We start from the raw sequence: 23,579 nt of genomic DNA on the forward strand, positions 1-23,579 counted from the left end.
CGATAGCGATATTTGCATAAATAAGGATAAGCATTTATGAGCATACAGACCATTGAGAACACGCAACAGCTACATGAACATATCATGGCTTTGATTGTTATCGAGCCAAGATTTTTGTCTATCTATGAACAATTTGGTATGCCCAGTCTACGGCATAATGTCGGTGGGTTTGAGCAGTTGATGCGAGCAATGGTTGGTCAACAGCTGTCTGTGGCAGCATCAGCCAGTATTTGGCAAAGACTACTTGATGCCGCCTTGACGAATCCACAGGCAATTATCAAAGCAACAGATGAGGACTTAAGAGCGCAAGGATTATCTAAACAAAAAACCCGTTACATTCGCTCATTAGTCGATCATGATATAGACTTTGCTGCGTTAGAAATTTTGCCTGATGAAGAAGCAATAGAAGTGCTGACGGCCGTTATTGGTATTGGTCGCTGGACGGCTGAGATATATTTATTATTCTCTCTGAAACGTGCAGACGTACTTGCGATCGATGATCTAGCGATTAAAGTAGCGGCGATGGCGTTATTAGGCTTAACGGAACGCCCAACGCCGAAACAGTTAAAGAATCTAACTCAAGATTGGTCACCACATCGCAGCGCTGCCAGTCTGTTGCTATGGTCATACTACGGCTTATTACGTAATCAAACCGCTGTCCCTTTATAAGGCCAAACACCAAAGTACGATTCACTATGTCAAACTCGCTTAGCTTAAGCTTAGTCTAGCACTCGTTTTCTTTGCTGCTCTAATTTTTGTGAATGGTATAAGATAAACGCTTGATACTTACCTCAAGTGCTTATCTTATACCGTTTTTAATCCATAATTTTATGGCTGATTCCATATAGAAAATCCAGATTTTCTTTTTGCGTACTTGAATTTGATTTTCTTTATCATACGGCTTTTATTTCTCAATGCCTTCAACGCATTGTCTTTTTTACTCTCTACAGATTTAGTCTTTTTCTGACTGCCTTTTTCATCTGTCTTGACCTTATCTTTACCTTTACTCAAGTCCACGGCATGCTTATCATCGTTGCTGTTATCCTTATTGTCGCTAGCATCATCATCAGCATGGTCATCATTTGACATATCTTTTGTCGTTTCCGCGACGTTACCTTCCTTATTCTTATCTTCAATTTCGTTTTCTATGTGATGCTCAAGCTCAGTTTGATTGACAATAAGCTGCTGCGTTGGCAAAGCATGCTCGACATCATATTTTGCCACTTGGTTCAATAAATCAACAAATAAAACGTTCTGTTTGTCATAGAACTCAGTCACGCCATTAGCATTAACATACGCCTGTAATTGAATGATATAGCAGTCTTGACGTAGCTCTAAAATATTGACCTGATTCCATTCTTGGTTGGTCAAATAATGCTCATCTATAAACTCATCCAAGTCCTTGACCATCTTAAAGACCACATCAATATCAGCAGTACGTTTAATATATAACTGATGGAAGAAGCGAAACATATCGCGGGACGTAAAGTTTTCAATCTGCATTGATGAGAAATCACCGTTTGGTACAGTCACAACCGTGCGCGTCAAGGTGCGCACACGTGATGAGCGAATACCAATATCAATGACTGTGCCTTCATAAGTGCCAAACTTACAATAATCACCAATACGTACGGGCGAATCCGCCACGACCACGACACTACCAACAAGGTTTTCGATGGTTTTTTGCGCACCCAGTGCTAATGCCAAACCACCCACACCCAAGGCGGCAATACCTGTGGTCAAATCAAAACCCAAATTACCGAAGATAACAATCACGGCAAAGATCAGCAGCAACGCTTTGACCACTTTGCGTAGCAGCCCCAAGATAGAGACACGTTCAGTATAATTTTTCTTATAACTTAAATTTACCGCACGAGTGAATATGGCATCGATGACTCGTAACAGCAACCAAGTCAATGCAAGCCAAGATGCAATCTCAGTAAAACGATTGATCGGTTCACGTAGCGTCACCGACACGCCTGCATACACCATCACTTCTGACAATATCAGCGCCATGATGACCACTGCCAGAGGCAATACGACCTTATCAGGTAATGGCAATGGTACGCCGCGCACACGAGGATAGACGATTCGTAATAGATGGTACAGCAGCCATACCATGATATAAGTAAACACAAAGCTGCCGACAGTCATCATTAACGCTGCGGCTAAATCCGCCACTTGATAACCAAACAGCTTTTTGCCTTCTAATGAATCAAAAGTATAGCGAGACACTAACGTCGGTTCGGTATTTTCTATGACTTCTGGTACTGAGCTAAGCGTATCCGTAGAAAACTGCCAGTACTGCTCTCCTTGCTTAGACACCACTCTTTCAAGTATCAGTGGCACGCTTTTTTCGCCCACATTAATCGCACCGACGTTTTCTTGGCTTGGCGGTAGCTGATCAGTTAGGTTACCTTCAGGCGTATTATTAATCTGCAAATCAGGCTGAAAACGCCCGCCTGCATCCAGCGCTTGCTTGAATTGACGAACGATTGTGGTTGGATTGTCAGACTTTGATAAGTTTAAATAATTACTCGCCAGCAGATAGTCATTTTCACCTAACGCACTGATAAAGCCCTGTACAGTATGGCGCGGTGTATCGCGTCCGAATGAATCTGGTATCGGCGTACTCGCCGACTCCTCACTGGTACTGCTACCCATCCCCAATGCGCTGGCTTCAGCAGCAAATGCATTATTGGGCAACAACGCACTCAACAGCATCACAAGCAAAAACAAAATTGCCATTAGTGGCATTTTGATGATTGAGTATGGTGAAGACAACTCGGGACTGGTAATCATAGGAATCAGGCGATACTTAATAGACAAAACAAACCTCTTAGCATTATGAATGGTACAACGAAGAACAAATGAGTGCTTCCCTATAATAGCAATTATTTATAACAGCAGTGCTTTTGATTACACGTTTTTATGGTCTTCTATGTGAGTTATCTGCTCTCGCCTTTGCTTATGACTTCTAATTTTTTATTACCTTTCACGACACTCCTTGTAAATACCTCCTATGAATGAGAGTGACAATCATTAAATGAATAAACCGCAATCTATCATGAAAACTCCTCAGCTTACCGTGAATAAACATTAGGTTAAAGTGGTTTATAAAGCGGTCTGTTTTGTAGATAATGAACGCAGTTTTGCTTGTCCACTGTTTTTTGTAATTTTTAGCCATATTAACGTCAGTATGGTTACTTTTTCCCTGCATTTTTTAATATGATTATTTTGGAATTGACTATGCCTTTATCACGTTCATCTTCACGTACCTACCTTCGTTTGAGTATCTTAAGCGCACTAGGTTTACTTGCGGTTAACACAGCAATGGCAGTGACACCTGACGTTGCTACTATTAGCGATAGCGAGCTACCACAAGTTGAGCTTGATGAAATCATCGTAACAGCAACCCGTACCCCTACTAAAACCAGCAATGTGATTGCACAAACTCGGGTTGTAGATAAAGAAGATTTAAAACGCTTTCAAGGTCAGACGGTTTTAGAAGTACTTAGACGGCAGCCAGGATTTAGCATTAAACAAGATGGTGGTATGGGTCAAAGCAGTAATTTCTATCTTCGCGGCTATGATAGTAAGCGTGTATTAGTGCTAATAGACGGTGTTCGTTATGGCTCAATGTCAACAGGTCAGCCCGCTTTAGCCTTATTACCGACCGATCAAATTGATCGTATTGAAATTTTATACGGTGCTTCAGGCTCTAGCATTTATGGTTCAGATGCTATGGGCGGCGTCATTCAAATATTTACTAAAGGCAGTGACGTTGATCAAACTAACTTTTCTGTGACCGCAGGTGTTGGCTCACATGACCACTATATTTATGGTGCAACAGCGCAGTTTGCAAATGCTCAAGGCGCAAAACTGAGTCTTTCCGCTAGTCGGAATCAAACCAAAGGTATCAGCGCGCTTGACAACCGAACAGGCAATGATAAAGATGACGATGGCTTTGAGAGCAATAACTTTGCCTTAAATGCTAGTATGCCTATTACTCAAAATATAAGCGTTGGCGCAACTGGACTTTTTTCTCAGTCAACGACAGAGTTTGATAACTTTAGTTTTGGACCAGGTCCCAATGCAGAGATTGATCAAGAGAATGGTGCCGTATCAGCATTTTCACAATACGAAAACGATAAGCTGACAGTACGACTATCAGCGGGTCAGAGTTTGGATAAGATTGATAACAAAGTAGGCGATGCCTTTGAAACCAAACAGAAACAGGCGAATTTGATAAGCACTTATGAATTACCTGTAGGACAATTTCAAGCAGGTGCCGAATGGTTGCAGCAGGAAGTAGACCTTACAGATAACACTCCTAGTGCCGGCGGTAAAGACAGCTATAAAATAAATGACCGTGATATTAAGAGTGGCTTTGCTGGTTATCAAGTAAATGAGGATGCTTACGATTTTCAAGCCAATGTTCGTTTCGACGATAACTCACAATTTGGTCACGAAACTACATTTGGTCTTGGTTATGCTGTAAAGCTAGCGCCTAGCCTACGCCTAGGTACTAGCTTCGCTACTGGTTATAGAGCGCCTACTCTCAATGACTTATACATCGAGAGTGCTTACTATGTTCCAAATGAAGATTTAAAAGTCGAGAAGAGTAAAAACCTAGAAGTGTTTATTGAATCTACCAATACGATACAAACTACTCGTTTGACTGGTTTTAATAGTGATGTCGACAATCTTATTGATAACAGATACGATGATAGTATTGACAAATATCAAGCACTGAACATTGATGAAGCAAGCTTGTCAGGTTATAGCTTTACCTCAGACTGGCAGCTCAGTAATATTTTATTTGGTGGTCAATACACTCGCACCAATGCTGAAGAGGACTCAGGAGCTAACAAAGGCAAACAATTAGTGTATCGCCCTGAAAATACTGGCTTGGTATATATAGGTTACCAAGCTGCAGAGTTCGATATTCGTACTGAAGCAGAATATGTGGGTAAAACCTATAATGTTGCAGATAATAGCACTTTTATAGAGGACTATACGTTATTCAATATCAGTGGTAATTATTACTTGAGTCCAAATCTGACATGGACAAGTCGTATTAACAATTTGACTAACGTAGATTACTCAACTAATGAGAGTTTTGGTCAATATGCTTCGCGTTACAATCAAGACGGCACCAATTTCTTCACATCCCTGACCTATAACTGGTTCTAAATGTCTCTTAGCACTATTTAAACTGCCTGAACTGAGAATAAAAAAGGTCATCAATCGATGGTCTTTTTTATTGCTACATATTACCGCTCGCCTTCTTACGTGCCTATACCCTCAGCTATTTATGTTATCCAACAGGTGACAATTCATGACTCATCAATTACAATAACGACCTCCGAGAGGTGTTGCGCCATAATATCTGATAGTGCATTTAGGCTTTAAAGCCCTGCTAATCAGTCATCATGTTAGGCTCGGTAACTGTTAAACAATCATCTCATTGATTATTGACAGCGCAAATAACGACACCTGCGTTTTTATTCTTTTTATCATACCTTAACCACTGATAGGAGCATATTATGGACGCAGTGTCTAACACCCCATCTGCCCATACGATCGATCCCTCTTTTACTGACTATAAAGTCGCCGACATCAGCCTTGCTGACTACGGTCGCCGTGAAATCACCCTTGCCGAAGCTGAAATGCCTGCCCTAATGGGTTTGCGTCGTCGCTACGAAGCCGATCAGCCGCTTAAAGGCGCAAAAATCGCTGGCTGTATCCACATGACCATCCAGACTGCCGTTCTTATCGAGACACTCGTCGCGCTAGGTGCTGAAGTACGTTGGACCTCATGTAACATCTTCTCAACTCAAGACCATGCTGCTGCTGCGATTGCTGCTGCTGGCATCTCTGTTTATGCTTGGAAAGGCGAAACAGAAGAAGAGTACGAATGGTGCTTACGTCAGCAAATCCACGTTGGCGGCGAAGAGTCAGGTCAGCTTTGGGATGCTAATTTAATCTTAGATGACGGCGGTGATTTGACCGCATTGATTCATAATGATTATGCCGAGCTTCTTGATAACATCCATGGTATTTCAGAAGAGACTACCACTGGCGTCCATCGCTTAGTTGAAATGCTAAATAAAGGCACATTAAAAGTACCTGCTATCAACGTCAACGATGCAGTTACCAAATCTAAAAACGACAACAAATACGGCTGCCGTCATAGCTTAAACGATGCGATTAAACGCGCTACTGACATGTTCCTTGCTGGTCGTCGCGCCTTAGTTATCGGCTATGGCGATGTGGGTAAAGGCTCTACGCAAAGCTTACGTCAAGAAGGCATGATTGTCCGTGTCTCAGAAGTCGATCCTATCTGTGCCATGCAGGCATGTATGGACGGTTTTGAAGTATTGTCACCTTACATCAATGGTGATAACACTGGTGGCGCAGAAAACATCAACACCCGTCTGCTTGAAGACACTGACATGATTGTTACCACCACTGGTAACTACCATGTTTGTGATCGTCACATGCTAGCAGCCCTGAAACCAGGTGCTGTTGTATGTAACATCGGTCACTTTGATACCGAAATCGACACTCAGTTTATGCGTGATAACTGGCGCTGGGTTGAGATTAAGCCACAAGTCCATCAAATCTTCCGCTCAGATGATGAAAATGATTACTTAATTTTGCTTGCTGAAGGTCGTTTGGTAAACTTGGGTAATGCGACTGGTCACCCATCACGCGTGATGGACGGATCATTTGCTAACCAAGTATTGGCACAAATGTATTTGTTTGACGAGAAATTCGCAGACTTGCCAGCAGACGCACGTACTGACAATTTATACGTCAAAGTACTGCCTAAGAAGCTCGATGAAGAAGTCGCTGCGGCGATGGTTGCTGGTTTTAACGGTACTCTAACGAAGCTAACTGAAAAACAAGCAGAGTATTTGGGTGTGCCTGTCGAAGGTCCATTTAAGCCTGACGCTTACAAATACTAAAAGGAGCCAGACTGTGACTAAGCCTGCTTTCTCCTTTGAGTTTTTCCCTGCCAAAACCGAGCTAGGTCATGAAAAACTACTCAGTACTTATGATGAGTTGAATAAGCTATCACCTGCGTATTTTTCGGTGACTTACGGTGCTGGGGGTTCAACCCGAAATCGCACTTTAGATATCGTCCAAGCACTATGCGCACGCGGCGATACTGACATTGCGCCGCATATATCTTGTATCGGTGATGATAAGGCGGAAATCGCTGAATTGCTCGATCTGTATAAAGGTTTGGGCATCAAGCGCTTAGTCGCCCTGCGTGGTGATTTACCGTCAGGTCAAGTCGGTATGGGCGAGCTGCCGTTTGCGTTAGACTTGGTTAAGTTTATCCGTGAACATTCAGGCGATCATTTCCATATCGAGGTCGCAGCGTATCCTGAAATGCATCCACAAGCGCGTAGCTTTGCGTTTGATGTTGACAACTTGGTCAATAAATACCAAGCGGGTGCCAATGCTTCAATCACCCAGTTTTTCTATAACGCTGATAGTTACTTATATTTGCGTGATACCTTAGAGAAGCGTGGTATCGATACGGTTGCTCAGCCTTTAATCGCTGGTATCATGCCAATTACTAACTCAAGTAATTTGGTACGCTTTGCCGATAGCTGTGGCGCTGATATTCCGCGTTATGTACGTAAGCAGTTGTCTGACTTTGGCGATGACCGCAAAGCCATTCGTGAATTTGGTTTTGATGTCGTCTATCGTTTATGCGAGCGCTTAATTGCTGAGGGCGTACCTGCCATGCATTTTTATAGCATGAATAAGGTTGAGCCAAACAAGCGCTTGATTGAAGCACTCGGCTTAGCTTAATTGCTCATCATATTTATTAAATGTATTTTTTAAAGACTGGCGCTCATAGGAGCGCCAGTCTTTTTGGTATAAGAATTGCACTAATGCAAATTCTACTAAAGATAATCCCTTTACCCTCTCAAACGATATTCTGCTAAGATATTTGAAAATATTATTCAAACAATAGGACTAAGCAACTGTGCGACGTTTTTTTTATGACACCAGCAATGACATCAGTGATGAAAGAAGCTCACTCCATCCTCAACTTAGCACCTTGGCTATTGGAGATAGTGCCGAATTAACAGAGAGTATCGTCCATCATTGGTGCCGTGTATTGCGTGCCAATATTGGCGATCAAGGCATATTATTTGATGGCTTTGGCGGCGAGTATCAAGTGCAGCTACAGGTCATCAGTAAAAAACACGCCACTGTGACATTATTAGCACATGTAGATACTGACCGAAGTGCCGCTGTCTTCACTAAAATCGGTTTAGTGATGAGCCGCGGTGAACGCATGGACTATGCGATTCAAAAATCCACCGAGCTTGGTGTCACTGCTATTCAATTGCTAAGTAGCCATCATGGCGAGGTCAATCTAAAGCCTGCCCAAGTAGAAAAAAAACTGGCACATTGGCAGCAAGTTGCCATTGCTGCGTGTGAACAATGCGGTCTTAACCGTCCACCGCTTATTATTGCACCTGTGTCCATAAACGACTGGCTACAAAAGTCAGTAACTCACTCTGCCGATTCGCAAATGGACGTTCGCCCTCCTATTACCAGTACTATTGTCACAACCCTTAGCAAAGACCCTTATTATCAAATATTACAACAACTAGCAGATTTGCGTCTGCAACTGAGCGTACCAGCTGCAGGACAACCAGCAATGCCTAGGTCGCTACCAACAGTCTTAACGCAACAATCTCCTTATATTGAGCTACTAATAGGCCCTGAAGGTGGTCTGAGTGTTGATGAATGCCAGCAAGCAGCCAAAGCTGGTTTTGAACCTTGGCAAATTGGCTCAAGAATCTTACGCACCGAGACTGCACCCGTGGTGGCGTTGGCGACTCTGCATGCTTTGAGCTATTATGGGTAAATACCCTATGCGTAATCCTAACTGCTGCTCTATTTCGATATGATGAGTCCAACTATGACTGCTTTCGCCCCTATTTCAATCGCAGACAAGCAGCAACTGCTGGCCGAGTTATGTGAGCAGCTTGATGATGCCATATTCATCTTGGATGCCCATTTACGCTATCTATCGGTCAATGCCAGTTATGAGATTATCATTGGCTACAGTGTGTCATTTTTGCTTGGCAGACCACTTGGTGTTTATGCGGCAGAATTTTTATCAGATGAGGAAAGGGCCGTTTTAGCAGATATCACTGACCATCTAGACTGCAATGGTTTTTATGAAAACGACTTTTCGATGCTGAACCGTTATGGACAAATACTTGACTGTCACATGACTTATCGCAAAATCTGTGTCAATCATAAGACTTACTATATCGGTATGGTGCGTGATATGTCCTCGGTCATCAAGGATCAAAAGCAAGTGGCGCATTTGCTCAATTATGATCAATTGACTGGATTACCAAACCGTAAGGTTTTCTTGAGTCAGACCAGCGACCTATTGTTGGACAGCTATCAGGAAGTCGTGATTGTGCGCTTTAATATTGACCGTTATCGCAATCTAGCAAGCTTGCTTGGCCCTGACGGCATCAACACCTTGGTAAAGAACTTTGTCACACGCCTGAAGAACCTCAAGCTCGATAATTTACAGTGTTTTTCCCATTTTGGCGGCGATGATTTTGCGTTATTATTCGAATCCAATGACGCTAATATGGTACGTCATCAGCTAGATAGCTTGATGCAAATGTGTGAACGCCCCTTCTCCTTAGATGAAAACACTGCGACAGATGCCAAGATTTATTGTCATATTTCCGTCGGGGTCAGTTACTTTCCCACTAACGACGACGAAGTGACAGGATTATTGACCAAGGCTGAAAAAGCCCTGCATTATGTCAAGCAGCAAGGCGGTGATGACATTTGCTGGTATGATACGGCCATTGACGAAGCCACTGCGGGTAGCTTGCAGTTAGAGGCAGAACTTAGAGCCGCCACCACTGAAAATCAGTTTGTTCCTTATTATCAACCAAAGTTTGAGCTGGCTACGGGCATCATTATTGGTTTTGAAGCGCTAGTACGTTGGCAACACCCGACTCGCGGACTGCTAAAGCCGATACATTTTATCAATGCCATTATCACTCATAAACTGTCGTTTGAGCTGTTCTCGCACATGGCGGTTCAAATTGCTAAGCAGTTATCGACTTGGCAACAGCAAGGATTTTGTCAACATATCTGTATCAATGCAGATGCCGCCGAATTTAGCCACCCTGAGTTTTCTGAGATGGTGAGCAATTTACTGGTACAACACCGTATTTCTGCGCATCAGCTACATATTGAAGTCACTGAATCATCGTTAATTCAGCGTCATGCAAATGTCAAAAAACAGCTTAATTTGCTCAAGGAACTGGGAATTTGTCTGGCGTTGGATGACTTTGGCACCGGTTATGCCTCTTTGAGTTACTTACAAGAATATCCGTTTGATTTCATTAAAATTGACAAAAGTTTTATATCCAACATCGACACTGATCGTACCCAACATGCCATTGTAAAAGCTATTTTAGACTTGGCAATGGCACTTGATATGCAGGTAGTCGCCGAAGGTATCGAAACCGAACAACAGCGCGATGTGTTGCTAAAAATGGGCTGTCAACAGGGTCAAGGCTATTGGTTTGGCAAACCAGTGCCAGCAGAGGCTGCGACTGAGATGTTGATTCAGCAGTACGCTGCCAAATAAACCCATTTAACGGATGTTTATTTATCCAGTATCATTAGTATTTTCATATGGTTATTCGCATTTCCTCTTAACGCCTAACGTCGATTGTATAACCGATGCAAGATAGGTTCATGACTTATCAGTGCTGTCACCAAACTTGTATAATCCCCTCTGAAAGCCTATCTTTTATAGTGAATTTGTTAGAGCTTATTAAGTTTCAAGCTTACTCTGACCATCGCCATTCTTTTCAATACTACTTTATATAGCCGACAACATCGTCAATCTACATTATTGCCTAGCATTTATTTGGGCTCGTTAGATTAATATGGGCTGGACTTGTGCACTAAATAACAGTGCAGTCATGTGCCTACCCTTGATGATAATTGGTTATATTCTCAAAAGGACAGGAAGTTATGCAATACAAAGCGCCCTTACGTGACATTCAATTCGTGATGCATGAGTTACTCGACAGCGAAAGCCATTATAAAACCCTGCCAGCATTCCAAGAAGCGGATCGCGAGCTAATGGACAGCCTGTTTGAAATGGCGGCAAGCTTTGCTGAAAATGAGCTATCACCATTGAATCAAAGTGGTGACGCTGAAGGCTGCCAGTTTGACAATGGTCAAGTCACTACGCCAAAAGGCTTTAAAGAAGCATACAAAGCGTATTGTGAGCTTGGCTTCCCAGCCTTATCTGCTGAAGAAGACTTCGGTGGTCAAAACATGCCGTTCTCATTATCAACCGTCATTAATGAAATGGTTGGTACGGCTAACTGGTCATTCTCTATGTACCCTGGTTTATCGCATGGTGCCATTCAAACCATCGAGCATCACGGTACGGACGAGCAAAAACAAACCTACCTAGAAAAAATGGTCAGCGGCGAATGGTCAGGCACCATGTGCTTGACTGAAGCACATGCAGGTTCTGATTTAGGTATTATCCGCACCAAAGCCGAGCCTAAAGAAGATGGCAGCTATAGCATCACTGGTCAAAAAATCTTCATTTCAGCGGGTGAGCATGACTTAACGGACAATATCATTCACATTGTATTGGCTCGTCTACCAGGCGCGCCTGCTGGCACAAAAGGCATCTCACTGTTTATCGTTCCTAAAGTAACGGTCAACGAAGATGGTAGCCTAGGTGAAAACAACAACGTCGTTTGTGGCTCTATCGAACACAAAATGGGTATCAAAGCCTCAGCCACTTGCGTGATGAACTTTGATGGCGCAACGGGTTATCTGATTGGCCCAGAAAACCGTGGTCTACAGTGCATGTTTACCTTTATGAACGTGGCGCGTATTGGTACCGCAGTTCAAGGTTTAACCGCAGCAGAATATGCGTTCCAAGGCTCATTGACTTATGCCAAAGATCGTCTAGCAATGCGTTCATTATCTGGTGTTAAAGCCCCTGAAAAAGTCGCTGACCCTATCATTGTACATCCAGCGGTTCGTAACATGCTGTTGACTGAAAAAGCCTTTGCTGAAGGTGGTCGTGCTTTAGTCTATTACCTCTCACATTTTGCCGATACTGTTGCAAAAGGCGAAGGCGATGCGCTTAAATTTGCTGATCAAATGTTGTCACTATTGACACCTATTGCTAAAGCGTTCTTGACTGAAACGGGTCTAGAAGCGGCTAACCATGGCGTACAGGTTTATGGTGGTCATGGCTTTATCAGCGAATGGGGCATGGAGCAAAACGTGCGTGATACACGCATTGCGTGTCTTTACGAAGGTACCACTGAAATCCAAGCACTCGATCTACTAGGTCGTAAAGTATTGGGCTCACAAGGCAAACTGCTTGCAAACTTCGTCAAAATCATCCAAACATTCTGTGAAGAAAACAAAGAAAATGATGCGATGGGTCAGTTTATTCGCCCACTTGCCAAACACCTTAAAGAATGGGGTGATTTGACTGCACGCATCGGCATGCAAGCCACTGAAAACCCAGATGCGGTTGGCGGCGCTGCGGTTGATTATATGTATTTCAGCGGTTATGTGACGCTAGCCTACTTATGGGCACGCATGGCATTAGTAGCACAAACTGAACTTGCTAACGGTACTAGCGAACAAGCCTTCTACGACGCGAAAGTAAAAACCGCGCAGTTCTACTTTGCTAAGCTATTGCCACGTACCACCACTCACGTACAGCGTATCAGCACTGGTGTTGAACCATACATGAGCATGGACGTTGATCAGTTCGCTTTTTAATTAGACGTTAAATACTGCTAATACTGTATTTTTATCGGCAACATACTCAGGTGTGTTGCCGATTTTCTTAGCGCTATTAAAATTAATAACGAGTAGAGTCAACACTTTCAAGAAATCTAACCTTTTCTAAAAATCTATTCTTATTTTTATAAAGGCTATCCTTTATCAATACTTTTGGTGTACGCACAATTCACGAAGAAACACACCCGTGCGCAAGCTTATTTGCTAAACTTTGATTATTAACCGCTAAGGTTAGACCAAAAGAACAATTGATATCTTTAACAACTTTAATTTTATTTATTTGAACCAAAGGAATGTTTATGGCTGTTTATAATGCCCCTCTCAATGACATGCGCTTTATCTTAAATGATGTATTTAACGCGCCTAAATTTTGGCAAAATAACGAAAACTTAGCTCATGTCGATATGGAAACAGTCGATATGATTTTGGAAGAAATGGCAAAACTGTCAAAAAACATTCTTTTGCCAATCAACCGCAGCGGCGATGAAGAAGGCGCAACCTTTGAAGGTAATGGCGTCGTCACGACCCCGACAGGTTTTAAAGAAGCGTATAAACAGTATGCTGAATCAGGCTGGGTTGGCTTAAGCGGTAACGCTGAATACGGTGGTCAAGGTTTCCCAAAAATGGTGACCATGCTGACTGAAGAGATGGTATTCACTGCCAACCAATCATTTGCCCTCTACCCTAACCTAACTGTTGGCGCGACGCTTTGCCTAAACGCAGCGGCTTCTGAAGAACAAAAGCAAACCTATCTAGAAAAAATGTACAACGGCGAGTGGGCGGGCACCATGTGCTTGACCGAGCCACATGCTGGTACTGATCTGGGTATTATCAAAACCAAAGCTGTGCCTAATGACGATGGTAGCTTTGATATCTCTGGTACCAAAATCTTTATTACTGGCGGTGAGCATGACTTAACCGAAAACATCATTCATTTGGTATTGGCAAAAACCCCTAACGCGCCAGAAGGCTCAAAAGGGATTTCACTATTTGTCGTACCAAAATTTTTGGTCAATGCAGATGGCAGCTTAGGCGAGCGTAACACCCTAGCAGTCGGCTCTATCGAGCATAAAATGGGTATCAAAGCCTCAGCCACTTGTGTCATGAACTTTGACAGCGCTAAAGGCTGGATGGTTGGTGCCGAAAACACGGGTTTATCATCAATGTTTATTATGATGAACTATGAGCGTGTCACCATGGGTCTGCAAGGCCTTGGTGGTTCTGAGCTTGCTTACCAAAACGCAGCGCTATACGCCAATGACCGTGGTCAAGGTCGTAGCGATACCCAACTGCAAAGTCCAGAAAAACCTGCTGATGCGATCATTCATCATGCGGATGTGCGCCGTATGCTATTAAATGCCAAAGCCAATACCGAAGCCTCACGTTGCTTTGCGATGTACGTGGCTAAAAATCTTGATGAAGAGAAATTTAGTACTGATCCAGAGGCTGCGCAAGCTGCTGCCGCACGTGTTGCTCTATTGACGCCAGTGGCTAAAGCGTTCTTGACCGACAAAGCATTAGAAGCGACCATTGATTGCCAGCAAGTATTTGGCGGTCACGGCTATATCCGCGAATGGGGTATGGAGCAAATCGTCCGTGATACCCGTATTGCACAGATTTATGAAGGCACCAACGGTATTCAAGCACTTGACTTACTAGGTCGTAAAGTGGCAAAAAATAACGGCAAATACGTCACCCACTTCTTAGGTGAAATTCGTGATTTCGTCAATAACATGCAAGCAGATCATGGTATCAAGCAAGCAACGCTAGATGCAGCTGACACGATTGAAGCGCTAACCAACACTGTGCTTAGCAACATTGGCGAGCGTAAAAACGAAGTCAATGGCTGTGCCGTTGACTACATGCATGCCTTTGGTTACCTCGCCTACTCGTACATGTTTGCACTAATGGTCGAAGCCGCTAACGGTAAAGAAGGTGAGTTTTATACCAATAAGGCCAAGCTTGCCGATTATTTCGTCGGTCGTATTTTGCCACGCATTGATGCTCATGCACAAATGGTTCAAGCTGGTAGTGATCCAATGATGAACTTTGATCTTAGCTACTTTGATGTACCTGCTAGCTAATTTCTTACTTTTATAATAAAGTAGGCCATACCGCACTACGATAAAGGGACAGTCACGCTACTGTCCCTTTTTTTGCCAAAAATATCATCACAGCGATGGTTTCCACAATCGATATAATGAGCGCCACAAAATAACTGCTAACAAAATAATTAACCGCTCAGGCATTGTTACGATTAAAATAACGCAAAGTCACAACATTAAGATTGCTACAGATATCTTTAACGCCGAAACCAATAAGCTCTGAACCAATAACTTCCAAACTAGTGAGCTGCAAATTAGAAACCTAACCATCAATAGTGGTAGATATCGCGACATTGATAACCAATATAGCCATTCAAAGCGCTTATATCTTTGCTCATACTAAATAATAACAATGATTGAAATAACCACCACAAGGGATGCAATGTGTCAGAAATAAAACACATTTTACAACAGATTACAGCCTTAAGTGATGTGCCGGATCCTGCGGTACTCAAGCGCTTAATCGATGAGCTACGAGTGAGTGATAAAGAGCCCACATTAGCCAATCAAAACATTCAAGAGCTGATTGACATTTTACGTCAACATCCAGAATATGCAGATGGACTGTCAAGTTTCGTCTTGAAACTGATTATTGAATATCGCCAAATTGCTTTATATACCGATACCGGCATCATGTCGGATCAGGGCTTTTTTAATAGTCTACGTCGCCTTATCGGACACCGTTTTTTACCGCTATTGCCACAAGAAGATTCTGTCGTAGAATTGGTCGGTTATTTATTTGATAAACGCTCTGATGAGCGCTGGCTTGCCAATATTAAAAAAGACAAATGGGATGAACTAGTTGAGCTACTCAAAGTCGATGAGCAGCATTTAAACTTAGTTGCGACAGCAAAAAACAGTATTTTGAACGCGATTATCATTTTGTCATACCGTATCAGCGGTATTGGCTTGCATCCAGATTTGATGGAATTTTATCCGCAAATGCTGAATTATTCAGCGTCATTTGTGGCACAAAATCAAGAGGCGGTCTTATACGTCAATCAGTACCGAGAAGCGCATGAGCTTGATACTTTAACGGATATCACGCCCGAAAAAGCGGTAGATCCTGCGCCGTTACTGGTCATGATTGAACAATGCGAAGATATCGTTGCCACCATACGCAAGCGCATTTATAAAACGGGAATCTCTATTCGCCTGACCAACATGATGCTGCGTTTAGACCAAAGCTTGCAGCGTATGCGCATCCTAACTGAACTGGTAGCAGATAATTATGATAAGCGTGATCAGGCGCTCATTGAGTTGATTCAAGCACTGATTACCACTGCTAGCCGCCGTTATAGTATTGGATACTTAATTGATAATAATACCAAGCTGCTGTCGCGCAAAGTCACTGAAAATGCCAGCCGTGTGGGTGAACATTATATTAGTACCGATAAATCGGGCTACCAAAAAATGTTCAAGAAAGCCTCTATCGGTGGTTTTATTATTGCTTTTATGGCAACGCTTAAGATATTAGCCTATAACCTAGCCCTCGCACCGATGGGACGCGCCTTTGTAAATAGTATGATTTATGGATTGGGTTTTGTTTTTATCCATATCGTTCATGGTACGGTTGCTACCAAACAGCCTGCTATGACGGCGGCGGCAATTGCCTCTACTATATCGGACGGTTCTGGCAAAAAGTCACACCAGTTAAATAAGCTATCAGAATTGGTGGTCGATATTTTACGTACCCAGTTTGTGGCGATTATGGGCAATATCATGCTAGCAATACCAGTCGCTCTGATTATCTCTTTTGCATGGCTACAATATACTGGTGCGCCGATGATCAATACCGACAAGGCTGCACACTTACTGCATGATCTTGACCCTTTTCACTCACTGGCATTGCCCCACGCGGCCATTGCTGGCGTCTATTTATTTTTATCGGGTCTTATTGCTGGTTACTACGATAACTTGGCGGTCTACAACCAAATCGGTGCCCGTATTCAGCGCCACAAACTACTTCAATACCTACTACCAAAAACTTGGTTACAGCGTTTAGGCGGCTTTATAGAAGCCAACCTTGGCGCTATTATGGGCAATTTCTTGTTCGGGGTGTTCTTAGGTAGTACTGCAACAATTGGCTATTTATTTGGCTTACCGATTGATATTCGCCACATTGCGTTTGCCTCGGCGAATTTGGCGCATGGACTGTTTAATATATCTGCCAACCAGTGGGATTGGCAGATTGTGTTTATTTCTATTTTAGGCGTTGCCCTTATCGGCATGGTAAACCTCATGGTCAGCTTTTCGCTCGCCTTATTTGTGGCACTGCGCTCTAAAGAAGTCAAATTCATGGAGTGGAGTCGTTTAACCAAGCAGCTTTTCAGCCATATGCTTACCCATCCTTCAGACTTTTTCTGGCCACGTGATAAGCCAATGAAGTATGCTCGTATCGACAGCCAAGGACATATGATTTTTGACGATACCAGCGCTCATAAAGGAGGACAAACTATTCCCAACAATTATGTAGTGCGCCGTTTGTCTGATGTAAAAATTCTACCTAAATCCAAGCAAAAAAGCATGCAAAATGAACAGGCTATCACAGATATAGATTACGATAATAACATCTCAAATGCTGACACTGACGCTGCGCTAAAAAGCCGTGAAACACACAGCACCACCAATCATATCAGTACCAAAAAAACTATTGAGCTCGATGATGGGCTGATAGATGAGGAGCTCAATAGCGTTCCTTATAGTAGTGATATCCAATATGATAAAGCGCATAACGCCTTTACTGAGGGTAATGAGACGACTGCCCATCTTGAAAGCGATAACAGCAACCCTGAAAACAAGGCCGCTGGCGATGCTAAAACCTCACTACCTAAACCCAAAAAACCACCGAAGCTACCCAGCTAATGGGAAGGTTTTGGTGGTTTAACAAATCGTTTTGATAAGCCAAAATAGTTGCGGCCTGACCTCATTTTAAAAACGGAGATAGAAATGAGCCCATGCCCTAATATTATGTTTCTGGCTGTAAGCAGTGCGCACTTGACCTGATGATTTTTCCATCACTCAAGCGATAAGCCAATAGATCATTACCCCAAACGCAGCCGCCGTCAAGTGCACGCGCATGCGGTAAGTCTACCTCACCTTTCAGCGCTGCCCAGTGCCCAAATAATACCTTGCGATTCCGCGGCACTTGCCATTCAAACCAAGGCAAAAACCCCTCTGGCATAGACGCTTCTAACCCTGCAGCAAAGCTAAATTCTAACGTGCCGTCTTGCTTGCACAGCCGCATACGAGTGAAATAATTGGCAATTGCACGCATTTTGGTAAAGCCATTAATATCTGGATGCCAGTCATCAGCAGTCTTACTATATAAATTTGGCAACAAAAGATCCAGCTGTTTTAAACTACTTTGCAATTGTGACTCTAACTGCTGCGCATACTTTTCGGCATCTTCAACCGTCCAATGCGGTGGAATGCCAGCATGAACCAAGACCGTCTGCTCATCAGGAAAAGCCAATACTGGCTGATGACGTAGCCATTCAAGCAGTTCATCGCAATCATCGGCAGCAAAAATAGGCGCTGTCTGATCCTTTTTTTTAATCTTTGCCGCACCGCGCCAGACAGCGATCAAATTGAGATCATGATTGCCGAGTACTGTCGCGGCTGCGCCTTGCTCGCAAAGTGCTTTGACATGACGCAAGGTACTTAACGAATCTTCACCACGTGCCACCAAGTCCCCTGCAAACCATAGCTTGTCTTGTGCAGGATCAAAATCCAATATTTCAAGTAAATGAAGGTACGCCGCATAGCAACCTTGCAGGTCACCGATGACATACTGATGGCGAAAGCTCATAAATCCTCAGTGTTTTTACGTGATATTTTTATGTGAAAGTTTTATGTCGTCATTTCCATATAAATGTCTTTGACGACCAATCAGAAGTAACTCGATTTAAACCTCTACTTTACGCGCTTGATTACTCAAATTCACAAAATCCTTCACACTTAAGACTTCAGGACGTGCTTGTGGGTCGATGCTACACGCTGCAAAATCTTCTTCGCTCAATGTCGGTAGCAACGTTGATTTTTTAAAGATGGCACGTAACGTCTTACGACGATGGTTAAAGGTTTCACGTACCACAAGCGCGAAATATTCTTCATCCTCTGCGACGACTGGCTTAATAATATGCGGCGTCAAACGAAAAACCGCACTGGTTACTTTTGGTGGGGGATTAAAAGCACCACGTGGTACGGTCAGTAGATAATCGGTATGGCAGTGATACTGCATAATGACAGATAGGCGACCATAAGTTTTGCTACCAACGTCAGCGGTGATACGCTCGACCACTTCTTTTTGCAGCATAAAGTGCATGTCCTGAATCACATCGGCATAACTGAGCAAATGAAATAAGATAGGCGTAGAAATATTATACGGCAGATTACCAACCACACGGAGCTTGCCACGCTTATCGCTATACAGCTCGCAATAGTCGACATGCATGGCATTGTCTTTGATGATCGTAAAGTTTGGATGGCTGTTTGCACCGATACGAATACGTAGGCTATCTGCCAAATCACGATCCAGCTCGACCACAGTCATCGCATCCACTTCTGCCAATAATGGCTCAGTTAGTGCGCCCATCCCTGGCCCAATCTCAATCAAATTGTCATCGCGCTCTAAGCGAATGCTCTCAACAATCTCACGGATGACACTACGATCATGTAAGAAATTTTGACCAAAGCGCTTACGCGGTTGGTGTTTGGCAGCGCGTAGGCTGTTGGTAATAGACTGAGCATCAAACGAAATTTTGGACATAAAAAAGTCTTAATGGGTAAAAGATAAATGGGCTATAGCGCTATGGCAGCAATATACTGGTTTTATAGGCGCTTTTATTGGCTCGTTTTGTAATACAAAATTATACCACAGCTCGTAAACTTGCTGTATTTTTGAGATATTTTATCGATACACCACTCATATCTTAGCGCAATCGACACAGTGCCTTATTTTGTTCTAAAATCGTTTATTATAACGACTATTATAGGAATAGTCTTTTATGGAAATAATGAACTTTTTGGCGATGTGCTCCCGAGTAGTAATCTTACTTATATGTGCTTGAATCTGATTACCGCTTAAATAGAACACTCAATATTAAAGCGATAGAAAATCTTAATAAATATAAGCTTCTTGTCTTTAACTCCTAGTACGCTATTTTCAGTATAGAAGAGGCAGTTAATATACCTTGCTTTGAAAAACAAGGTTTATGATTAACGATCTATAACATCTCATCCAGCAAATTGCCTGTTCTTGATGATCGGTTAATGCACTCCAAAGAGCGTCTTCACTAATGATGGAATATATATTGTCTGCGCATTCCACCATCAAATTGCTTTCATGATCTTTTCTCCACTGCTCACTCTGATAGTAAGTTTGCAGCTCAGATAATAATGTATTGGCTTCTAGCCATTTTTCCTGAGCATCTTGCATCTGTTCATTTAGCTCGTGCCAACGCTCATACTTTTTTTGCAGCGCTTGGGCATCAAAAACATTCATTATATTACCCCAGTTTATAATTATAAAAAAACCAATGAAACCGCTACGATATTTTCATAGCAGTTTCATTGGTTACACGGTCTTTAACGCTAAAAATTATTAGCCAAATACTTTCATACGCTTGTCTAAAGGCTGAAACGCTTTGTCACCTGCTGGCTGCTCAATAGCGCCGAATACCATTTGAGCATTCAATTCCCAATCTTCAGCGATGTCCCAAGCATCAACAACTCTCTGATCGATGACAGGATTATAATGCTGCAAGTTAGCGCCGATATCTAAGCTCGCTAATGCCGTCCAAATCACATACTGATGCATAGCATTGGTTTGATGTGCCCAGATTGGGAATTTATCCGCATATAAAGGGGCTGCTTCTTGCATGTTTCTCACGACGCCTTTGTCCTCGAAGAACAATACTGTACCCGCACCCGCTCTAAAGCCTGCGATTTTATCTTTAGTACCTTGGAATTTCTCGTCATCGCCGACGATAACCTTGAGTGTCTCTTCAGTGATGTCCCATAATTTTTTATGATCTTCACCGAATAACACCACGATACGCGTCGATTGTGAGTTAAAAGCGGATGGCGTATGCAAAACCGCATGCTCAACTAACTTAACGATTTCGTCATTTGATACTGGCAATTGATTGCTCAATGCATAGATAGAGCGACGTTTTTCTGCCAATTGTTGTAATGTTTTTAGGTCTGACATTATTTTCTCCAGTGATTATTGATGAATTTAAGTAATTAAGAACTCAGTTATAAAGCTAAATGGTAATCAACCTTTAAAACCTTCAGGTAATTCAGGCGCTGGCAAACGTTTCATATCTGAATCGACATTACCAAAACGCTCATGACCATTATTCCAGTCGATAATAGATTGCTCAATCTCTGCTTTATTGTCAGCAACAAAGTTCCACCATAGCAGTACTTTTTGTTCTAAAGGTTCACCGCCGATAAACATAATACGTGTGCCTTTTTTAGCAACCAATTTAATGCTTTCGTTATCAGCAACATCGCTATCGTGGAAACGAAAGAGTTGATCCTGCTTACATACCTTTCCTTCAGATTCTATCTCACCCTCTGAGACTAAGATACCGTATTCAAAGCCTGGTTCTAAAGTCAGCGTCACCTCGCCATCTTCGGTAAAGTACACGTCGATACCGACCAGCTTGGAGTATTGGATAGTAGGCGCTTCAAAGTGCTGACCTGACACATTGGTATAGCTACCGGTGGTCAGAATCATCTCAACACTATCTTCCGTCCACGTTGGTAGCTCTGGATAATGATGAAAACCGCGCTCAATCTCTTGATCCGTTGGTAGTGCAATCCAGAGCTGTACCATGCTGATAGCACGCGCCGCATCCGACGAACCACCAGTGTCTGGAAACACGCTTTGTTCCGTATGACTGATGCCTTGATTCAAACCTGTACCAGCTGTCATGACGTTGACTTGGTTCTTAGTAATGACTTGCTCGTTACCTAAGCTATCTTTATGCAGTACTTCGCCATTAAGCATCCAGCTAAAGGTTTGTAAGTTGATATGTGGATGGCGACCCACTTGCATACCTGATTCATCTGGATCAAATTCAGCGGGTCCTGCATGATCTAAAAAGCACCACGCACCGATAGGCTGTTTTCCTTTATTGGGTAATAACCGAGCAATCGGAATACCGCCAACATCAGCCAACCTTGGCTCTAGGGTTTGAATACTCATAAGATAACTCCTTTCCTAATTAATTATTATTCATAATGATAATCATAAAGACGAGTTTAGATTATCATAGGTACTTCCATTAACAATACTCTAGCGTCCTCATCAGCATCCATCGTGAAGCTTTTGGTGTCTGAGATACCAAGACCATCTCGAGTATCAAGTACGTTACCGTTGATAGTCACTTTACCCTCTAGTACCAAGACATAAACACCGTTGTTGACATCTTTTAAATCATAAGTCTGAGTCACGCCTTTATTGAAATTACCCATATGGAACCAAGCGTTTTGATGAATCCAAACCCCAGCGTCGTCCGCGTTTGGCGAGAGCACTTGGTTAAACTCATTAGCTTTCATGTGCTCATCCATACGCACTTGCTGATAACGCGGCGTCACGCCCATTTTATTGGGAATCACCCAAATTTGTAAAAACTTGACAGGTTCATTGGCATCGCCATTCATCTCACTATGAGTAATACCCGTACCCGCTGACATGACCTGAATCTCACCCGTTTCGATGATGCCTTCGTTACCGATATTATCTCCATGAGCTAACTTCCCACTTAGAGGAATACTGATAATTTCCATGTCGCGGTGTGAGTGCTTGCCGAAACCTTGACCGCCAATAACAAAGTCGTCGTTGATGACTCGTAGCGCACCAAAACCCATACGCTCTGGATTATGATAATTGGCAAAGCTGAAGGTATGCTTGCTTTTGAGCCAGCCATGGTTAGCATCGCCACGAGAATTTGCTGCATGATAGGTCGTTTTCATAAGTTATCCTTTATTTTTAATTGGCTTGTTTAAGCTATGGTCCTATTATAATTGTTGAGCAGATATAGATAAACAGTGCTTATTGCAAATAACTATTCTTATTTATAGAACAATAGATGCTTAGAATTAACGTAATATAGTAGTCACGCCATCATTCGCGTCACCCGTTAGTACCAATAAGTAGGTATAAAAAATATTAATGATAAAGAGAGGGAAACCATGTCAAATCTACATACATTGAATAATGAAGTTATCGACAACAAAGCTCAAAAACGTTTTGAAATTCATATCGATGATCAGGTTGCTTTTGAAGAGTATGAGTTTTTTACCACATCCACAGGTGAAGAAGGTATTGAGTATAAGCACACATTTGTGCCTGATTCGCTTAGTGGTCGTGGTATTGCTGGTTATTTAGTCAAAATCATCTTAGATAATGCCGCTTCTAGAAATTTACGCGTTAAACCAACCTGTCCTTATGTGAAATCCTATATTGATAAGCATCCAGAATACCAAGCCAATTCGGTGTTTCATGGTGCGAAAGCCTAAGACAATATGAACCAAAAAAAGCCATGATAAATCATCATGGCTTTTTACGATGAATGGCAT

17 protein-coding genes are annotated in these 23,579 nt (G+C 42.6%); 10 read left to right on the plus strand and 7 right to left on the minus strand.

What is annotated here, in order from left to right; all coding sequences use genetic code 11:
- Positions 1 to 36 precede the first annotated feature (36 nt).
- Positions 37 to 669 (plus strand): DNA-3-methyladenine glycosylase family protein, encoded by a 633-nt coding sequence (locus tag C8D84_RS02940; RefSeq protein WP_109589913.1) that lies wholly within the window; start codon positions 37 to 39, stop codon positions 667 to 669.
- 159 nt (positions 670 to 828) lie between these two features.
- Here the strand turns inward: C8D84_RS02940 and C8D84_RS02945 are convergent, their stop codons facing one another.
- Positions 829 to 2,802 (minus strand): mechanosensitive ion channel family protein, encoded by a 1,974-nt coding sequence (locus tag C8D84_RS02945; RefSeq protein ID WP_109589915.1) that lies wholly within the window; start codon positions 2,800 to 2,802, stop codon positions 829 to 831.
- Positions 2,803 to 3,249: 447 nt separating this feature from the next.
- Here C8D84_RS02945 and C8D84_RS02955 point away from each other — a divergent pair, with 447 nt between their 5' ends.
- The 8 genes from C8D84_RS02955 to C8D84_RS02990 all read left to right on the plus strand — a co-directional run bounded on the left by C8D84_RS02955 (position 3,250) and on the right by C8D84_RS02990 (position 17,849).
- A complete protein-coding gene (locus C8D84_RS02955) occupies positions 3,250 to 5,196 on the plus strand; it encodes a TonB-dependent receptor domain-containing protein (RefSeq protein ID WP_109589919.1) in 1,947 nt (648 codons plus the stop codon).
- 353 nt (positions 5,197 to 5,549) lie between these two features.
- A complete protein-coding gene (gene ahcY / locus C8D84_RS02960) occupies positions 5,550 to 6,974 on the plus strand; it encodes an adenosylhomocysteinase (RefSeq protein WP_109589921.1) in 1,425 nt (474 codons plus the stop codon).
- Between the two features lie 13 nt (positions 6,975 to 6,987).
- Complete coding sequence (locus C8D84_RS02965; protein ID WP_109589922.1) at positions 6,988 to 7,833, plus strand: methylenetetrahydrofolate reductase; 846 nt, start codon at positions 6,988 to 6,990, stop codon at positions 7,831 to 7,833.
- Between the two features lie 178 nt (positions 7,834 to 8,011).
- A complete protein-coding gene (locus tag C8D84_RS02970; protein WP_109589924.1) occupies positions 8,012 to 8,905 on the plus strand; it encodes a 16S rRNA (uracil(1498)-N(3))-methyltransferase in 894 nt (297 codons plus the stop codon).
- Between the two features lie 54 nt (positions 8,906 to 8,959).
- Positions 8,960 to 10,672 (plus strand): putative bifunctional diguanylate cyclase/phosphodiesterase, encoded by a 1,713-nt coding sequence (locus C8D84_RS02975; RefSeq protein WP_109589926.1) that lies wholly within the window; start codon positions 8,960 to 8,962, stop codon positions 10,670 to 10,672.
- A gap of 392 nt (positions 10,673 to 11,064) precedes the next feature.
- On the plus strand, positions 11,065 to 12,858 hold the full coding sequence (locus tag C8D84_RS02980; protein WP_109589928.1) for an acyl-CoA dehydrogenase C-terminal domain-containing protein: 1,794 nt from the start codon (positions 11,065 to 11,067) through the stop codon (positions 12,856 to 12,858).
- A 320-nt stretch (positions 12,859 to 13,178) separates the two neighbouring features.
- The gene (locus C8D84_RS02985; protein ID WP_109589930.1) at positions 13,179 to 14,963 is read left to right on the plus strand and encodes an acyl-CoA dehydrogenase C-terminal domain-containing protein; all 1,785 of its coding nucleotides are present in this window, start codon (positions 13,179 to 13,181) and stop codon (positions 14,961 to 14,963) included.
- Between the two features lie 405 nt (positions 14,964 to 15,368).
- Positions 15,369 to 17,849: a site-specific recombinase gene (locus tag C8D84_RS02990; RefSeq protein ID WP_109589932.1), complete on the plus strand. Its 2,481-nt coding sequence runs from the start codon at positions 15,369 to 15,371 to the stop codon at positions 17,847 to 17,849.
- A 103-nt stretch (positions 17,850 to 17,952) separates the two neighbouring features.
- Here the strand turns inward: C8D84_RS02990 and C8D84_RS02995 are convergent, their stop codons facing one another.
- From C8D84_RS02995 to C8D84_RS03020, 6 genes are all read right to left on the minus strand, one after another.
- Entirely contained in the window at positions 17,953 to 18,795 is an 843-nt protein-coding gene (locus C8D84_RS02995; RefSeq protein WP_109589934.1) for a symmetrical bis(5'-nucleosyl)-tetraphosphatase, read from the minus strand.
- A 96-nt stretch (positions 18,796 to 18,891) separates the two neighbouring features.
- Entirely contained in the window at positions 18,892 to 19,755 is an 864-nt protein-coding gene (gene rsmA, locus C8D84_RS03000) for a 16S rRNA (adenine(1518)-N(6)/adenine(1519)-N(6))-dimethyltransferase RsmA (protein ID WP_109589936.1), read from the minus strand.
- A 414-nt stretch (positions 19,756 to 20,169) separates the two neighbouring features.
- The gene (locus C8D84_RS03005) at positions 20,170 to 20,490 is read right to left on the minus strand and encodes a DUF4298 domain-containing protein (RefSeq protein ID WP_109589938.1); all 321 of its coding nucleotides are present in this window, start codon (positions 20,488 to 20,490) and stop codon (positions 20,170 to 20,172) included.
- A 99-nt stretch (positions 20,491 to 20,589) separates the two neighbouring features.
- Positions 20,590 to 21,198, minus strand: a complete 609-nt coding sequence (locus tag C8D84_RS03010; protein ID WP_109589940.1) for a nitroreductase family protein — start codon at positions 21,196 to 21,198, stop codon at positions 20,590 to 20,592.
- 66 nt (positions 21,199 to 21,264) lie between these two features.
- Entirely contained in the window at positions 21,265 to 22,203 is a 939-nt protein-coding gene (locus C8D84_RS03015) for a pirin family protein (protein WP_109589942.1), read from the minus strand.
- 56 nt (positions 22,204 to 22,259) lie between these two features.
- The gene (locus tag C8D84_RS03020; protein WP_109589944.1) at positions 22,260 to 22,973 is read right to left on the minus strand and encodes a pirin family protein; all 714 of its coding nucleotides are present in this window, start codon (positions 22,971 to 22,973) and stop codon (positions 22,260 to 22,262) included.
- A gap of 219 nt (positions 22,974 to 23,192) precedes the next feature.
- On the opposite strand from C8D84_RS03020, the gene C8D84_RS03025 reads away from it, so the two are divergent.
- Positions 23,193 to 23,519, plus strand: a complete 327-nt coding sequence (locus C8D84_RS03025) for a GNAT family N-acetyltransferase (RefSeq protein WP_109589946.1) — start codon at positions 23,193 to 23,195, stop codon at positions 23,517 to 23,519.
- Positions 23,520 to 23,579 lie beyond the last annotated feature (60 nt).

Origin of the sequence: Psychrobacter immobilis, from assembly GCF_003148585.1 — a bacterium.
GTDB classification, from domain to species: Bacteria; Pseudomonadota; Gammaproteobacteria; order Pseudomonadales; family Moraxellaceae; genus Psychrobacter; species Psychrobacter immobilis.